The 17191-nt window shown below is 55.6% G+C and carries 14 protein-coding genes; 7 read left to right on the top strand and 7 right to left on the bottom strand.

Features of this window, described 5'->3' with window-relative positions:
* The first annotated feature begins 3 nt into the window (after nucleotides 1-3).
* The 7 genes from EQV24_RS02700 to EQV24_RS02730 all read left to right on the top strand — a co-directional run bounded on the left by EQV24_RS02700 (nucleotide 4) and on the right by EQV24_RS02730 (nucleotide 9836).
* Entirely contained in the window at nucleotides 4-1506 is a 1503-nt protein-coding gene (locus EQV24_RS02700) for a DUF3131 domain-containing protein (RefSeq protein WP_243649009.1), read from the top strand.
* On the top strand, nucleotides 1491-2885 hold the full coding sequence (locus EQV24_RS02705; RefSeq protein WP_130626129.1) for a DUF3131 domain-containing protein: 1395 nt from the start codon (nucleotides 1491-1493) through the stop codon (nucleotides 2883-2885). Before EQV24_RS02700 ends, EQV24_RS02705 begins: the two co-directional genes overlap by 16 nt.
* The gene (locus EQV24_RS02710) at nucleotides 2882-3307 is read left to right on the top strand and encodes a globin (protein ID WP_130626130.1); all 426 of its coding nucleotides are present in this window, start codon (nucleotides 2882-2884) and stop codon (nucleotides 3305-3307) included. Before EQV24_RS02705 ends, EQV24_RS02710 begins: the two co-directional genes overlap by 4 nt.
* 11 nt (nucleotides 3308-3318) lie before the next feature.
* Nucleotides 3319-5994, top strand: a complete 2676-nt coding sequence (locus EQV24_RS02715) for a response regulator (RefSeq protein ID WP_130626131.1) — start codon at nucleotides 3319-3321, stop codon at nucleotides 5992-5994.
* Complete coding sequence (locus tag EQV24_RS02720; protein ID WP_130626132.1) at nucleotides 5984-8155, top strand: glycoside hydrolase family 2 TIM barrel-domain containing protein; 2172 nt, start codon at nucleotides 5984-5986, stop codon at nucleotides 8153-8155. Before EQV24_RS02715 ends, EQV24_RS02720 begins: the two co-directional genes overlap by 11 nt.
* Nucleotides 8156-8248: 93 nt before the next feature.
* The gene (locus EQV24_RS02725) at nucleotides 8249-8536 is read left to right on the top strand and encodes a VF530 family protein (RefSeq protein WP_130626133.1); all 288 of its coding nucleotides are present in this window, start codon (nucleotides 8249-8251) and stop codon (nucleotides 8534-8536) included.
* Nucleotides 8537-8543: 7 nt separating this feature from the next.
* On the top strand, nucleotides 8544-9836 hold the full coding sequence (locus EQV24_RS02730) for a glycoside hydrolase family 10 protein (RefSeq protein WP_130626134.1): 1293 nt from the start codon (nucleotides 8544-8546) through the stop codon (nucleotides 9834-9836).
* Between the two features lie 39 nt (nucleotides 9837-9875).
* On the opposite strand, the gene dsbG is transcribed toward EQV24_RS02730, so the two are convergent.
* The 7 genes from dsbG to EQV24_RS02765 form a co-directional block, all read right to left on the bottom strand.
* On the bottom strand, nucleotides 9876-10634 hold the full coding sequence (gene dsbG / locus EQV24_RS02735; RefSeq protein WP_130626135.1) for a thiol:disulfide interchange protein DsbG: 759 nt from the start codon (nucleotides 10632-10634) through the stop codon (nucleotides 9876-9878).
* Nucleotides 10635-10676: 42 nt separating this feature from the next.
* Nucleotides 10677-11288, bottom strand: a complete 612-nt coding sequence (locus tag EQV24_RS02740; protein ID WP_023619625.1) for a DsbA family protein — start codon at nucleotides 11286-11288, stop codon at nucleotides 10677-10679.
* A 7-nt stretch (nucleotides 11289-11295) separates the two neighbouring features.
* Nucleotides 11296-13326 (bottom strand): protein-disulfide reductase DsbD domain-containing protein, encoded by a 2031-nt coding sequence (locus EQV24_RS02745; RefSeq protein ID WP_130626136.1) that lies wholly within the window; start codon nucleotides 13324-13326, stop codon nucleotides 11296-11298.
* Nucleotides 13327-13373: 47 nt separating this feature from the next.
* Nucleotides 13374-13745 carry a hypothetical protein gene (locus EQV24_RS02750; RefSeq protein ID WP_013096558.1) on the bottom strand — a complete coding sequence of 124 codons (372 nt, stop codon included), beginning with the start codon at nucleotides 13743-13745 and terminating at the stop codon, nucleotides 13374-13376.
* Nucleotides 13746-13835: 90 nt separating this feature from the next.
* Entirely contained in the window at nucleotides 13836-14402 is a 567-nt protein-coding gene (locus tag EQV24_RS02755) for an RNA polymerase sigma factor (RefSeq protein ID WP_130626408.1), read from the bottom strand.
* 5 nt (nucleotides 14403-14407) lie between these two features.
* Nucleotides 14408-14827 (bottom strand): hypothetical protein, encoded by a 420-nt coding sequence (locus tag EQV24_RS02760; protein ID WP_013096556.1) that lies wholly within the window; start codon nucleotides 14825-14827, stop codon nucleotides 14408-14410.
* Between the two features lie 761 nt (nucleotides 14828-15588).
* On the bottom strand, nucleotides 15589-17139 hold the full coding sequence (locus EQV24_RS02765; RefSeq protein WP_130626137.1) for a methyl-accepting chemotaxis protein: 1551 nt from the start codon (nucleotides 17137-17139) through the stop codon (nucleotides 15589-15591).
* Nucleotides 17140-17191 lie beyond the last annotated feature (52 nt).

Raw genomic sequence — 17191 nt, forward strand, 5'->3', positions numbered from 1 at the left:
ATAATGATCTGCTGGCTGGCATTATCGACCGTGCGTGCGGAAACCGGGCTGCCAGCATCGAATTACGCCCCGCGCAGTGGAGAGCTGACGGTCAGAGAGATGACCATTGCGAAAAATGCCTGGCAGTATTTTGTGGCGAATTATCAGCCCACGACGGGCCTGGTGAATGCGGTCAATAAATATCCCTCTACCACGATGTGGGACAGCGCATCCTATCTGGCTGCCATGACGGCGGCGCGTGAACTGGGGATCATTGATAAAGCAGAATTCGATCGCAGAATGCTGAAGTTTCTCGCCACGCTAAACACGCTGGTGCTGTTCCGCAACGAGCTGCCAAACAAAGCGTATAACACCATCAGCGGCCAGAAAGTGGACTATACCAACAAGCCCGGTGAAATTGGCTTCTCGGCCCTGGATATCGGACGGATGCTGGTCTGGCTGAAAATTATCAAAGAGCGTTACCAGGAATATGGCAACAGCATAGATAACGTGGTACTGGGATGGGATTTCAGCCATGTGATTGATCCCTGCGGTACCCTGTATGGTGCCTATCTGGAAAATGGCCAGCCCAAATATGTTCAGGAAGGTCGACTGGGCTATGAAGAGTACGGCGCGGCGGGTTTCCAGCTGTGGGGTTTTAATACCTGTAAAGCCAGTCGCCCGCAGCCTTATGAGCTGGCCGAAATTTACTGCGTACTCGTTCCCTATGATACACGCGACCCGCGTAACACATCTCAACATAACTATGTTGTGACGGAGTCTTACCTGCTTTACGGGCTGGAGTTCGGCTTCGATAAACCGACCGAGCGGGATAACGCGCCCCGCGACTACTCCCTGACATGGATGAAGAACTTTGCCGACCGCGTTTACCAGGCACAGGAGAACCGCTATACCATCACCGGCGTCCTCACTGCCCGCTCTGAACACCAGCTCGATAAACCTCCATATTTCGTCTATGACACCGTATTCAGCGATGGTTTTAACTGGAACACCATCACCGATAAAGGCCAGTTCGTCCCTGGCGCTGCCGCGATTTCACTGAAAGCGGCGCTGGGGATGTGGGTACTGTGGAACTCGCCCTACACGGACCGCCTGCTGAATACCATTGAGAATGCAAACGAAGAGGGAAAAGGCTACTACGAAGGCCTGTATGAAAATGGTGACGGGCCGATCAAGGAGTTCACCGCGAACAATAACGGCATCATGCTGGAGGCGTTGTTATTCAAAAAAGAGGGAAAACTGCTGGCCTTCAACACCGACAACCCGAAGAGCAAGGATTTTGCCCCGTCACTGTGGGATCAAAAGCTGCTGGATCAGTTTGAAGAGAACAACGCGCTGCGTAGCCGACCGTTCCTTACCAGCACACCGGCAGTAAAAAGCTGGTGCGACCGGACCGGCGTCACGCTGCGCACCAAACCCGCCTGTCAGGCTTGTCAGTGCGCATCCTGCAGCGCGGACGAGCCTGTTAAACTGCCTCCGGTGACTGCGCAATGCTTAAAACCTTAGCCAGAGGGCTCGCGGGATTACTCCTCGCAGGCGTAGTGGTTTTTGCCCTGTTTGGCCATCAGGGGGCTGGCTGGCGCTGGCTGATAAACGGTGGCTGGCACTCCACTGCTCGCCTCGCCACCCTGACGCCGGAAGAGCAGAAATGGGCGGCAATTGCCTGGCGCTATTTCGTCAACAATACCCAGCCACAAACTGGGCTGGTCAACGGAAGCGACAAACAGCCGCGCGTCACGCTCTGGCAAATGGGCGATACACTTATCGCGCTGCTCTCAGCAAAAGAGCTGGGGTTGATTCAGGATGCCGAGTATGACGCCCGCTTAACCCGACTGATGGGGACACTCAACCGTCTGATGCTGACCGATACCCGTACACCAGGGCGGCTCTATTCCAGCCAGACAGCAACGCTTATCGATTTTAGCGGCAACCCGGTCAGACAGGGTTGGTCTGCCCGGGACATGGCTCGCCTGATGCTCGCTCTGCGCCTCACTGCAGAGCGTGAGCCGCAATATGGTGAGTATCTGGACAAAATCATTCTGCGGTGGAATTTCTGTCCGGTCATCGATAACGAGGGCGAACTGTGGTCATCTTCCCTGCAGAATGGCCAGCCGGTGGTGCGTGAGGAGCTGCGTCTGGGCGAAAGCGAATATGCCGCCACGGCGTTTCATCTGTGGGGATTTTCAGCGGAGAAGGCGTTTACGCCGCCGGTACATCACGTCATCATCGCGCAGCGGCGACTGGCCGTGGATGCCCGCGATCCGCGCACCACGTGGCAGCCCTCCCTGATTACCACTCTTCCCTACATGCTGCCAGGTCTGGAGTTTGGCTGGGAACCCGATGGCGTGACGGCCGAACGACAAAAGCGTCTGCGTAAGCAAGCAGAAAACGTCTGGCTGAGCCAGAAGACCCGCTGGGAGATCGATAAAATCCTGACAGCGCGTGCTGATTTCGCGCTCTCACAGGCCCCCTGGCATATACAGGATACCGTCTGGGGAAATGGTTATGCCTGGAACTCAATAGGCGATGATGGCCGGGACTACACCCGGTTCGCGCAGGTGTCGACCAAAGCGGTCTTTACGCTGTGGGCCTTGTGGGATACCCCTTACACCGACGTGCTGATGTCAGTCACAAAACACCTTAACGATCCGCAAAGAGGTTGGTATGAAGGCCGCCTTGAAGCCACGGGCGATACCAATGCTGCCCTCACCCTCTCCACCAATGCCATGGTGCTGGAAGCCCTTTTCTTTAAGCATAACGCCGGGCCTCTCTTTGATACCCGCCAGTCAAGGAAAGAGAGCTACTTTACCCACCGTCTGGCAGATGAATATGCCCCCCCGGGACGTTGTCTGCCGGGTGAAAACGCTATAAGGAGGACGCCGTGAAATTCTACCGCGATCTGTTTGAATCCAGCCTGAACCGCGTCTTCCCGGATAATGAAAAAACGGCGTTTTTCGAGACGTTCTACGACGCTTTCGTGCATATGTCACCTGAGACGGAAGCACATTTTGCCCGTCTGCCGGATCAGGAAGGCCAGCAAACCCTGTTTAAAAGTTTCTTCGCCATGCTGACGGTAGATGGCGCCCTGATTGTGCCGGATTTTCTTGAGCGCTTGGCGCGGGAGCAAAGCGATGACGGCTTGCACCTTCCGCCGCGTTTTTTTGCCCTCTGGCGGGAAGCGATGCTCAACACGGTGAGCCTGCGCGATCCGCAATGCGACGATGAGATCCTGACGGCATGGGCGATGGCTATTGCGCCCGGGCTGGAATACCTGCGCCGACAGGCAGAACTGCATTACCGGGCGTAAGGAGCATGACAATGCCTTCATTTAACTATGATCTTAACGCGCTCCCGGCTGCGGTCATGATTTATGACCGCAATGAACACCTGGTGGCCTGGAATCACAGCGTTGCCCTGTTTTATCCGGTCATCACTCCGTGGCTGAAAGCAGGTACGCCTCTTGAAGAGTTGGCAGAACGTTTCATTGACGCTGTTTACAACGTCGATCCAGGCCTTCGTCAAACGCTGCGTGAATCCATCGTTCGCAACTGTCGGCAGGATAAACATTGTGAAGTCAGACAGGCCGGTCAACGACGCATTTTTGTTCAACATCAGCGGCTTGCGGACGGCAGTATCGTCAGTCTGCATAGTGATATCACGGAGCTTGACGAAGCGCAGCGGTCGCGCCACCGGCTACATGACGATTTTCTGCTCACGGCGGAATCCATTCATATCGGAATTTGGGACTGGCAGGTTTCTGGTGACACTTTACAGGTGAACGACACGCTGCTGTCCATGCTCGGTCAGTCACGCACGCGGTGGCATTATCCGGTGCGTTTTTTGCTCAATCAGGTTCATGAGGACGATCGCGCTGCGCTGCGCAAGGCACTGCAGGCCTCAAAACAGGACCACCGTCCGGTCTTCGAATGTGAAATCCGCGTTCATCACCCCACAGAAGGGTTACGCTGGATGCTGTTGTCCGGCCAGGTGGTGACGCTCTCCATCGGGGGCAACGCTGAGCGGGTCATTGGTACACTACAGGATATTACCCGGCGTAAAGAGGCCGAAATACTGGCGATCAATGCCGCCCTGGAGGCCAGAAAGGCGAATGAGGCGAAAAGTGCATTTTTAGCCAATATGAGTCATGAAATTCGCACGCCGATGAACGGCATTATTGGCATGACGCAACTGTGCCTTGATACCCCTCTTGACGCCGATCAGCGTGATTACCTTACGTTGGTGATGAGTTCTGCCCAGTCTTTGCTGCACATCATTAACGACATTCTTGATTTCTCGCGTATCGAAGCCGGCAAAGTGGAACTGGAGACAGAGCCGGTTTCTGTGCGCCCCTTTATTCAGTCGCTTATTCGTCCGCACATGCCGGGTGCCAGTGAAAAAGGGATTGAGCTTCTGGTTGATATAGCACCTGACGTTCCCGACGTACTGCTGGTGGATGGCGCACGGCTACGTCAGATCCTCACCAATCTGCTGGGAAATGCGCTCAAATTTACCCACCAGGGGGAAGTCATGCTGATTATTGAGCCGGAAGATGGCGAGCATCGCTGGCGTTTCCGGGTACGTGACAGCGGTATTGGTATACCGGCGGATAAACAGAATGCCATTTTCGAAGCCTTCAGCCAGGCGGACAATTCAACAACTCGTCGCTATGGAGGTACGGGGCTTGGATTGACTATCTCTGCGCGGCTGGTTGCGGCGATGGGGGGTGAGTTAACCGTGACCAGCGAACCGGGTAAAGGCAGCGAGTTTACATTCGTGCTACCGCTGGCGACGCAGCCTCTGGCCCCGGAAGAACGGCCGTACAGCAAACGGTTTAGCGGGGAGCCGGTGCTTGTGGTCGATGATAACCAAACGAATCTGCGATTGTTGGCCGCAATGCTCAGCCAGATGGGGCTGAAACCCACCTGCGTCAATAAAGCCAGCGAGGCGATACATCGGGTTAAAGCGGGGCCCGCCTGGCCGTTAATACTGCTGGACGCGCAAATGCCTGAAATGGACGGGGTTTCTCTGGCGCTGGAGCTTTCAGTTCTGCCGCAGACGGCGGAGAGTCATATCATCATGCTGAGCTCCATGAGCCGACATTTTGACAGCAATATGCTGAAACGGATTGGTATCAAACACTATCTGCATAAACCCATCGCGCAGGACGAGTTGCATCAGGCCATTGCCGCAGCCTTTGAGCGGTTGCCGAAGCTAATGAGTGAAGCCCTCCCCGTGCCAGTCGCGTCATCGGGTCGTAAGGGGCTACGCATCCTGCTGGCTGAAGATAATCTGGTCAATCAGAAGGTGGCAGCACGGCTGCTTGAACGCCTCGGCCATAGCTGTCAGATCGTCGACAATGGACTCACTCTGCTTGAACGCTGGCGTTCGGGAGAATGGGACGTTTTGTTGATCGACCTTCAGATGCCCGAAATGGACGGTGAAACCGCCATTCGACGGCTTCGGGAAGAGGAACAGACCCTACCCGGCCCTGCTCAGCCAACCGTCGCCATGACCGCACACGCTATGCAGGGGGATAAAGAGCGTTGTCTCAATATGGGATTCGATGGCTATATTGCCAAACCCATCAGCCAGGAACGTCTTGCTGAAGAGATTGCCCGCGTTCTTCAGCGCGAAGATTCACTGGACTTTCCCGATGAAGCTCGCCTGCTGAACCAGTGCGCTGACGATCCCGCCCTGGTCCAGGAACTTCTGACCCTGTTTGGTGAAGAACTGGATGGGGCCGTGAAAGCCATCTCCCGGGCTATCGACCGTGATGACCGTGAAACGCTGCGCCGTGCGGCCCATAAACTGCGCGGCGAAGCCGTCACGCTGGACTTCCGGGGTCTCGCACAGCAACTGCAGGTGCTGGAGAGCGAAGCGCATACGCTGGAGACGCAACAGCTTGCGATGCTGAATGCCAAACTTCATAAGGAATCACGGCGCCTGATGGCCTGGCTCGCCAATCGTGGGGTAAATGTTATTCATGATTCGTAACTGCACGCTGCTTTTTGCATTGTTGACCCCCTCGGTGATGGCAACTTCAGTACCGATAAGCTGGTCTCTTGCGGGTGTATGGCAGGTTCAGGACGCCAACGATAACCCCCGGCCTGCCGGGGCAGGCTGGCGTAAACTGAACGTACCTGCCAACTGGTATAGCGCCGGGTACGATCATCAGGGGGCGTTGTGGTATCGCCACGCTTTTACCCTCCCCGCTCAACCGCCCGATATCATGACCACCCTGGTGTTTGACGGTGTCGACTACCTGGCCGATGTCACATTAAACGGCCAGTCACTGGGCCAGCATGAGGGTTATTTCCAGCGCTTTTCGCTGGATGCCACCGGAGCGTTACAACGTCACAACCAGCTTATAATTAGGGTTGATAGCCCCTTCGAAGATCCGCAGACGGTCTGGCCTCTGCATAAAACCGCCATGAAGGGGATTCTTAATCAGCATGACACTCGTCCAGGCGGGGCGTGGTCACCTGAAGGTCAGGATGCGAACTCTGGCGGCATCTGGGCACCGGTCAGACTGCATCTTAGCCGGGGAGCCACCATTGATGACATTATTCTGCGCCCCGACTGGACGCAGGGACTGACGCATCCGGCGTTAAAGGCTGAGATACGCTATCGCGCCCTCCAGTCGGAACGCGCTACCGTGCGGCTTACCGCAACCCCCACCAACTTCAACGGCAAACGCTTTGAGGCTGACTTTCCAGTCATCCTCAAAAGCAACGCCCATTCCGTGCAGGTTACGCTGCCCATGACGGGGGCAAAACTCTGGTGGCCGGTCGGCACAGGGAAGCCACACCTGTATACGGTTCGCGCCTCATTACGCGATAAAACCGGGTTAATGGATACGGCTGTCACCCGCACCGGACTGCGCAAGATAGTAGAACAGCCGGGTAACACAGGCTGGCTTATTAACGATAAACGCCTGTTTATTAAGGGCAGCAATTACATCGGCTCCCCGTGGCTCAGCACCATGACGCGCGAGAAATACCGTCGCGATCTTCGTCTGGTTAAGGCCATGAACGCCAACGCCATACGCGTACACGGACACGTGGCGGGTCGCGCGCTTTATGAGGTTGCCGATGAGATGGGAATGCTAATCTGGCAGGATGTTCCGCTGCAGTGGGGCTACGACAACAGCGAGGCCTTTACGAAAAATGCGGTTCGCCAGACTCGCGAGATGATCGAACAGTTCGGTAATTCTCCCGCCATCATCGTCTGGGGCGGTCATAACGAACCGCCCTGGAATTCACCCTGGATGGAAAAACGCTTTCCGGACTGGAACAAAAACCTTAATCGCGACCTCACGCAAAAAGTCGCGGATACGCTTGCCGAAGATACCTCCCGCATTGTGCATCGTTTTTCCGCCGTGGAGGAGCATTACTGGGCGGGATGGTATTTCGGTACCGTACGCGATCTGCTTGCCCCGGCCAAAACGGGTATCATTACCGAGTTCGGTGCACAGGCCCTTCCCCGCCTGTCCACGCTAAAAACCATTATCCCGGCATCACATCTGTGGCCTAAAACGACCGCCGCCGACGACCCCGGCTGGACGCTCTGGAAATACCATAATTTTCAGCCGTTCCAGACCTTTAAGTTTGCCGGCATCGCGCGCGGCAATAACATTAAACAGATGATCCACAATACGCAGGCCTATCAGTCACAACTGGTGGCCACGGCGGCAGAGAGCTATCGTAGACAGCGATACCAGCCGGTAACGGCACTGTTCCATTTCATGTTTGTAGAAACCTGGCCCTCTATCAACTGGGGGGTGGTGGACTATTTGCGCAAACCTAAAGCCGGGTATTTCGCATTAAAACGCGCGTATCAGCCCATCCTGCCCTCCATTGAGCCGGTCACTGCGCAGTGGATGTCCGGCGCAGCGGCGACCCTGCGTCTTTGGGCAATCAATGACACCTGGAAACCGTGCAATGAATGCCGTCTGATATGGCGTGTTACCCAGCGCGATAAGGTGCTGGCAAAGGGCACGATGACAATGACGATCGCCGCAGACTCCGGAAAAATGGTAAAAGCGCTTACGGTCACACCCGTGGGTCAGGACGCGGTGTTGATCAGATTCACGATCAAAAACAAAGCGGGGAAAACCGTCGGAGATAATCAGAGAACAGAATCCGTCATAAAGTGAGCGAGGGGAAAAGGAAAATTGCCGCTTCCCCTGCTTTCTTGTACCCTTTCAGCGTTTACCCCAATCCCCTGTAAATCGAGACACCGGACGCCTATGACTGCACATATTTCCAAAGATCCTTTGCATGGCGTTACGCTGGAGATGATGATCAATGCCCTGGTGGCGCGATATGGCTGGCGCGAGTTGGGCGATCGAATCAAAATTAACTGTTTCAGAAATGACCCAAGCGTGAAGTCGAGCCTGAAATTCCTGCGCCGTACCCCCTGGGCACGCGCGGAGGTCGAGGCCCTGTATCTTGATTCCCTCAATGATAACGGGACCGCTGAACGCGAGGCGCCCGCCTTTAACCCCTGGGCCAATAGTCGGATAACCAAGAGCTAATACGCAAATGATGCGACATGTAAAACGGACTGGTGCGCTGCTTGGCTGCGCGCTTTTACTTGTTAGTTGCTCCTCAAAACCCCCAAAGTCGCTGGTCACACCGCTCCCGACCCCAGGCAAACCGACGCAGCAGGCAAACGAGCCGATGCGTGGGATCTGGCTGGCAACTGTCTCCCGTCTCGACTGGCCGCCGGTCGCGTCGGTGAATGGCCGCAGTGCTGACCAGCGTATTGCGATGCAAAAACAGGCGCTGATCGACAAACTCGACAATCTGAAACGCCTGGGAATTAACACGGTGTTTTTCCAGGTGAAACCGGACAGCACCGCGCTCTGGTCGTCCAAAATCCTGCCGTGGTCAGATATGCTTACCGGCAATATTGGCGAGTATCCGGGCTATGATCCGCTGCAGTTTATGCTCGATGAAGCCCACAAGCGTGGGATGAAAGTTCATGCCTGGTTCAACCCCTATCGCGTTTCAACCAATACCAAACCGTCAACCATCGCCGCGCTGAACCGCACCTCATACCAACAACCGTCCAGCGTCTATGTGCAGCACCCTGAGTGGGTTCGCATCGCAGGCGATCGGTTTGTGCTCGACCCGGGTATCCCGGAGGTGCGTGACTGGATAACCCGGGTGGTGACCGAGGTGGTGGCGAACTACCCGATAGACGGCGTGCAGTTTGATGACTACTTTTATGCCGAATCGCCCCGCTCAACGCTGAATGATGCGCAGACCTACAGACAATACGGCCAGGGGTTTGGCTCCAAAGCCGACTGGCGTCGCCACAATACGCAGCAGCTGATTGTGCAGGTCTCTCGGGCGATCAAACAGACAAAACCGCAGGTTGAATTTGGCGTCAGCCCGGCGGGCGTCTGGCGTAACCGCTCCTTTGACCCGGCAGGATCCGACACCCGTGGCGCGGCGGCGTATGATGAATCCTACGCTGACACCCGTCAGTGGGTGCAACAGGGGCTGCTGGACTACATTGCCCCGCAAATCTACTGGCCTTTCTCCCGGGATGCGGCACGCTATGACGTGCTGACCAAATGGTGGGCCGACGTAGTGAAACCGACCCATACCCGTCTGTACATCGGCATTGCGTTCTATAAAGTGGGCGAGCCGTCGAGAAATGAGCCGGACTGGACGATTCAGGGCGGCGTGCCGGAGCTGAAAAAACAGCTCGATCTCAACGACTCACTGCCGAACGTGAATGGCACGATCCTGTTCCGCGAAGATTACCTCAACCAGCCGCAGACGCAGCAGGCGGTAAACTACCTGAAAGGACGCTGGGGAAGCTAAGTACAGTCAGGCAGAAACGCCCTGTTTCTGCCTGTTTTTTTACGGCTTCGGCCCGAACATCGCCTCAAGCTGCTTCGCGTCCGGCATACCGACAACCTGCTGGAGCTCATTCTGGTCATTGAGATAATAAATGGCCGGTGTGGCATTCGCCCCCAGACTGTCCATTAACGCCTGGTGTTTTTGCAGTATCGCCACGGTTTCACGCGAGGCGGTGCCTTCCGGTTTAGGCAGTTTTTTACCGCCGGACAGTTCATACTCCTTCCACGCCGTAACCGGATCTTTTGCATTCAGGATCGCAGATGCGTTACGGCCGCTGTTTGGGTTCAGAAACGCCACCAGCAGCGTATTGAGCTGCACCTTACCCGCCGTCACCCACGGCTGTGCTTCTGACCAGAATGCCTTGCAGTACGGGCAGAACGGGTCGGCGAAGACAAACACTTTGCGTGGCGCGTTATCCGCCCCCTCTTTCAGGGGGTGCGCAGCGTTAAGCTGTTTCCACATTTCGCGTCCCATCGGGGCGTAGATCTCTTTCTGGAAAATACCCTCGCTGAGGTTTTTACCCTTCTCGTCATAGAGATAACCCGAAATAACGTGCTTTCCGTCAGGTGTCAGAAAGAGCGTCACTCCCATGTCCTGATATTGTCCCAGCCAGGCGGATGCGCCACCGGGCACGTCGATCTTCTTGAGGATCTTAATCTCCTGCTGCTCGCTAAAGGTCTTAACGACATCAGGTATAGCATCCGCAGCCTGCGCCAGCCCTGACGCGGTCAGCAGCGAAAGTAACAGTAATTTTTTCATGTCCCTCTCCGGTTTGTTCGGGGGCCTGAGGCCCCCTTCAGGTTAGCGGTTTTTCAGTGCATCAGTGACCATTTCATCAAACTGTTCGAAAGGCACCCAGCCGGGTAACAGCCCTTCGCCAATCAGCGTGGCCGGTGTCCCCTGAATACCCAGTTTTTCTGCGATGATCAGGCTGCGTTTTACCGTGACCAGGCTCGTATCATCCGGCGTTGCAACATTCACGCCCGCGCGCTTTTGCGCCTCCTGAATGCTGGCGTCATCGTGATACCCTTTTTTCGCCATCAGGGTTTCGTTGAACTTCATAAACTGCTCAGGGTGTGAACGCCAGACGGTTAACGCGTCGCGCGCGGCGGTTAGCGAACTTTCCGAACGGAACGGCAGAAACTTAAACACCACGGCCACCTGCGGATGTTTCTCAACGATCTTCTCCAGATACGGATCGAATTTTTTGCAGTATGGACAGTTGTAGTCCGTAAACACCACCAGCGTCAGCGTTGGATTTTTGGCACCGATACGCGGTGAATCCGGGTCGTTAAACAAAAAATCGTAGATCAGCTTCTGAGCGCGTTGCTCCTGATCCGGGGTGATCGGGTCCGCCGCCATCACCTGGGCTGACGCGAAAAACAGCAGAAACGTAATAAGGATTTTTTTCATAACTGCGTTAGCCTTTTGCTTTGTTCAGGGTGGTCATCAGGGTGCGTTTGTCCAGCAATGGCGAGAGGATGTCGCCCTCCGGCGTTCCAGGGCCATACACCTGGTTAAACGGGATGGCGTAGCGATTGCGTGATTTCAGAAACGCCGCAATCGTCTCTGATGGCTGGCTCCAGTCTCCGCGTAGCGCCACCACATCCGGCTGGCGCAGCGCGGCGATAACCTCCGGCTGATTCAGCACCCGATGCTCATTCACCTTGCAGGTGACACACCAGTCCGCCGAGATATCCACAAACACCCTTTTCCTCTGCGCAAGCGCATCGCTGATTGCCTCTTCACTGAGCGGCTGCCACGGGATCGTCTGTTCGCTATTCTCAGCCGTGGTTACCGGCGTTGCGTTCACTATCCCGCGCAGCTGATAGCCCCCGAATACGGCCAGCGCAATCACCACCACCCAGAACAGCGGCGATGATGTCTGACCGCGAAGGGCATAGACCACAATGGCGACCACAATCAGAAGCAGCATGAGGATGTGGCTGAACATCTCGCCCAGATGCAGACTCAGCAACGTCACCAGCCACAGGCTGGAGGCCAGCATCATCCCCCCCAGAATCACCTTCAGGGTATTCATCCAGCGGCCAGGTTTTGGCAGCAACAAGGCGGTTTTGGGGATCAGCGCCACGAACAGCCACGGCAAGCTCATGCCCACCCCGAGCATCAGGAAGATAAGCCACAGGGAATGCAGCGGTGCGCCCAGCGCAAAGGCCACGGCCGTACCGAGGAACGGCGCGGAACACGGCGTGGCAAGCAGCGTGGCAAACACGCCTTCGCAGAAGCTGCCCGTCAGTCCGGTTCCGCCCGTTGTGGCGAGCCGTCCGGTGGCGGCGGAAGGCAGAAACAGCTCAAACGCACCAAACAGGTTCAGCGCGAAGATAAAGGTCACCGCAACCATCAGCCCAATAAACCACGGGTTCTGGAACTGGATGCCCCAGCCCAGCGACGCGCCGGTGAGTTTCAGAACGGTCACCATCGTGGCCAGCAGCATAAAGGAGGTCAGAATACCCGCACTGGTCGCCAGAAAACGCAGCCGGATTTTCCGCGTGTCCGTACCCGCCTGCAGGACGCTGCTGAGCTTCATGCCCATTACCGGCAATACGCAGGGCATCAGGTTCAGGATCAGACCGCCCAGCAGTGCAAAGGCCAACATTTTGACTGTTCCCGCTGGCGCACTCTGCACCACGTCTGCGGGGGCTGCGCCTACGGTCAGTTGCGTTTGCTGGGCTTTATCGCCATTGGTGACGACAAACGACAGCGTTTTCCCCGCAAGCGTCGCGGGTTTATCGCCCCACTCATCAGTGACCGGAACCGCGACCTGAAGCCGGTTTCCGGTGTGCTTAATCACCGGTTCGCCGGGCAGAATGTCACCCTCCAGCGGGTCAAAATAGATCCCGGGATTGACCCATTCGCCTTCCGTCGTGCCCGTCATCATCAGCTTGCCGTCTGATAACCAGGCGCTGAAGTCTGACGACACGCCTGACGCACCGGGTACTGAACGCATCGCGTCTTCGAATGCCGTACGAAAGCCCGCATCCGCTGGCGTGCGAAAATCCAGATGCAGCTTGTAGTCCGTCAACAGACAGACGTTGCTACAGGTTGGGAGCGTAAGCGTGGCGTCGAGCACATCCGCGTCCGTCCCGGCGATTGTAATGGGGATCGTGACGCTATCGTGGTAGCCCTGGGTCGTCAGGCCCGAGATATCAAAGCGGGAAGGAACCGGCCAGTACCAGGTATCCTTAACACCCTGTGGCCAGCTGATTTTCGGGGCCACGCCGCCCTCGCCCGGCGAACGCCAGTAGGTTTTCCAGCCGGGCTGCAGCTCCACGCTGAGCAGGCCGATGATGCGGTCGTGATCCCGCTCAGCCTGAAAGCGGATGCGGGCGTGATCGTTTTGCGGTGACACCAGCCAGCCCGTATCTGCCGCATGAGCAATACCCATGCAGGACAGCAACAGGAGGACGAGTCCCCTGAAAAGGTTAACCATGTTTTACTCCGTGAATAGTGAAAATTATCGTGTGGTGACGATGTTTTTCATTCACGGAAAACGCAGTTTTTGAGGTGTATTCGGGGAGGCGGTGCCTGGACAGGCTGCTCCCTGGAGAGAAATGTGCGCCGTTGGGTAAACAACTGCAGCAGAGCGAAGAAGATAATAATCGCCGGTAGCGCACCGTCAAAAAACAGCGGCTGGGCGCAAAGCAAAGACTGTGCGCCAAGTTGACACGGCGACGGGCCGGGCTGTTCAGCCTCCTGACCCGGGGCGTCAGCCATCATGAGCGTTTGCACCTGAGGATCCAGCCCCTGTAAAAAATGGTTGAGATAAACCGCACGCTGAACCAGGCAAATTGCCATTGCCAGACACGTGATTATCAGAAGCCATTTACCGAGAAGCTGACGGTTGCGCATAACGTTCCAAAATAACAAGACGCCCCGATCATAAACGATAGTGATGAATCTACAAGTCCCGACAGTGTAAGGTTTTGTCTGCCGGGAACATTACCCCCCTGTCAGCGCGTCATACACATCCCGCAATCGCGTGCGCAGGAACAACACGGCCTTATGCTTACGCGATAATAATGCCTGCTCGCTAACCCCGGTTTCCCCGGCCAGCAATTTGATGCTGTAGCCCTGTAGCTCCGTCTTCTCAAAGACCTCGCGCTGCGCTGCGGGCAGTTCAGCCAGCGCCTGCCCCAGCTCTTCCCACAGCAGCGTTTTGAGGTACTCCTCTTCCGGGGTATGCGGAACGCCGAACAGGGTTTCAGCGATCTCATCTTCCGGAAAATCGTCATCCTCCTCGCCTGTGAAGCTGAAATAACCGGAGAGCGACACTTCACGCTTTTTCCGCGCCCGGTCGGTCATCTCATTTCGCGCCGCGCGAAACAGCCACGCGGCAACGTTTTCGACCGGCTGTTCCACCTTCATCAGCTGATACGTGATCTCCTGCAAAATATCGTCGGCGTCGTCACGTACCGGGGTTCTTCCGCGAAAAAAGGCTCTCAGCCGGGCGCGGCAGGCATTAACCGCCGACATCAGCAAGGATCCGCCCGCCTCCCCGGTTTTCATCTCGCTCACTCTGCGTCCGGCGCTTTTGGCGCGTTGTCTTCACGCTTGTCATCACGGTGGCCGTGCCAGCCACAGTGCCCGCGACCATGGCGACCAAATCCTTCCCGGCGCTGCTGCATGAACGCTTCACGCTGTTCGGGCGTCATGTTCATCCAGCGTTCGTGCATCCGGCGGTGCGCACCAAACATACCCGGACGGAACCCCAGACCACCAAACAGGATCCGGCTCAATATCAAAATGCCCAGCGCCTGCCAGAAGCCAATGGCTTTCACGCCGAGGATCGCCGGGAGTAAGGCGTTCCACAGGGACATCACCAGCAGGCCGAGCACGATAAAAATGACCGCGCCGATGACTAAGCCCTTGCCCATACGGTGGCGACCGAATCCGCGCCCGTGACCTCTGCCGTGCATATCAAACTCTCTCATGGTGTTGACCTCGTTTACAGTAACTGATTATGGCTTGTGATGAGGTAGACGGATGAGGAACAAGAATATTGCTAAAAATTTTTAAAAACATTGTAGTCAATGTGGTTTACGCTTTTCGCGACTGACGAATGGAAACAGCATAAAAATTAAAACCCGTAATAATGCCGATCTGTTCGCACTTTTAAATCAGGTTATTTATTCAACAGGTTTGATATTGATGCTTTTTAAATGCCCTATTCCAGTTGTTGAGACTATTCCTATAATCATCCAAAAAAACCTCTGTTTAACAATAATCTAAAGCGAGGCTTAATTAACTATTTTTAGTTAAAGGTTTGTAATCATTACATCTCTGTCTATTATTCATAGCGTCATGCCCTGCAGCAGGAAATAGAAACAGACACATTAAAAAGGAGCAATCCGGTAATGATAGGCAGACTGACGAATTATATCCTCTGGTACCACACTGTCTGGGTGTTTATATTTTTATTAGTGGTCGGCGTGGCTGCTGGCGTATTTTTTAATGCCATACTGCATTTTCATGGGGATGACGCATTCCTGACAGGATTAATTTTCTTTTTATTCCCGGCGCTACTGGTATGCCTTCGGCTACATCGGCTATCAGCGAAACATCGCCAAAGATAATGCCCGTCGCACCGGTTGTTGAATCAAAACAATTTGCAAAATTAAGCTGAAACCAACAATTTAGCCGCGTTTATTGCCGGGTGGCGCTACGCTTACCCGGCTTACAATCCACAATAATATCAAGCCTGCACTGGCAAACTAAAACTCGAAATACTCCGCGTGAGCTGCTGGGCCTGCTCTTCCAGCGACGCGGCCGCCGCGGCGGACTGTTGCACCAGCGCGGCGTTCTGTTGGGTCACGCCGTCCATCTCCGTCACTGCCTGCCCGACCTGACTAATCCCGCGGCTTTGCTCTTCAGAGGCCACAGAGATCTGCTCCATCAGCGTGTTCACTTTATTGACGGAACTGATAATCGAGTCAATCACCTCCCCTGAGCGCCCCACCAGTTCGGCACCGTTTTTGACGCTGGAAACCGACTGGGCAATCAGGCTTTCGATGTCCTTGGCCGCCACCGCGCTTTTCTGCGCCAGCGTGCGAACTTCGCTGGCTACCACGGCGAAACCACGCCCCTGGGTACCGGCGCGCGCCGCTTCTACCGCCGCGTTAAGCGCCAGAATGTTGGTCTGGAAAGCGATGCTGTTGATCACGCTGGTGATGTCCTCGATGCGCTTCGAGTTCGCGGCGATGGTATTCATCGTTTCAATCACTTCACGCGTGACGGCCTCCCCGGTGTGGGCATTTTTCACCGCGTCCTGCACCAGTTTTCCGGCCTGATAGACGTTATCGGTGTTATTGGCGACGGTCGCGCTCAGTTCTTCCATGCTGGCCGCCGTCTGGGTTAGCGCAGAAGCCTGCTGTTCGGTGCGCGAAGCCAGGTCGATATTCCCGGAGGCAATCTCCTGTGCGGCATGGGTCACGGTATGACTCGCGTCACGCACCTGGGCGATGGTTGCCAGCAGCGCCTGGCGCATCTGCTCCATAGAGCCCATCAGGTGAACAATTTCATTGCCGGAATCCCCCTTCACCGGCACCGGAATATCCAGTTTGCCTGCGGCAATCTGGCTGCAATGTTCACGTGCCAGATTAACCGGTGCCAGAACAAGGCGTTTCATCAGCAGGCTGACGGCGACAATCACCAGCACAAACAGCAGTGCGATAGCGGCGATAATCGCCAGGCCAGAAACAAAGTTGCTGCTCGCATCTTCGTTCAGGCTTTTGGCATAGGCCTGGTGTACGGCCAGAACCTGGTCGAGGACAATCTCATACTGACGATCGAGGCGCGAGACTTCCGGTATCAGGGCGTTGAATTTGGCAATATCGTGCGCGGCGGCAGCATCAATGAGCGGTGCCAGCCCCTGGTTACGGTAATTCTGCCAAGCATCCTGATAAGCGCTTACCAACGGCGCTTCATCGGTCAGACGGGGAGACGCCATAAAGGCAGCAAAGGCGCGATCGGCTTTGGTCAGTGCCTCTTTTACTGCGGCGAGCTTCGCAGATTCATCCGCTGATGCGCCCGCCTCTACCATCTTCACATACTCCATCACCCGGACGCGCAGCGTGCGGCTATGGTTGATGGGATCAATAATTGACAGCACCACCTGGATCTCTTTGTTCACGTTATCCAGGGAGTTATTACTTTTGATGATGAGGCCAACGCTGGTGAGGGTGCTGGCGATAAAGAAGAAAAGCAGCGAGAAAAAGACAATCAGGGATGATTTTTTTAACGACATGAACCGATACCTCAAAGAAAATTATTCCTTATGGTTATCGGCTAAACCAAAA

It is taken from the genome of Enterobacter sp. A8 (genome assembly GCF_004296595.1).
Classification (GTDB): domain Bacteria; phylum Pseudomonadota; class Gammaproteobacteria; order Enterobacterales; family Enterobacteriaceae; genus Enterobacter; species Enterobacter cloacae.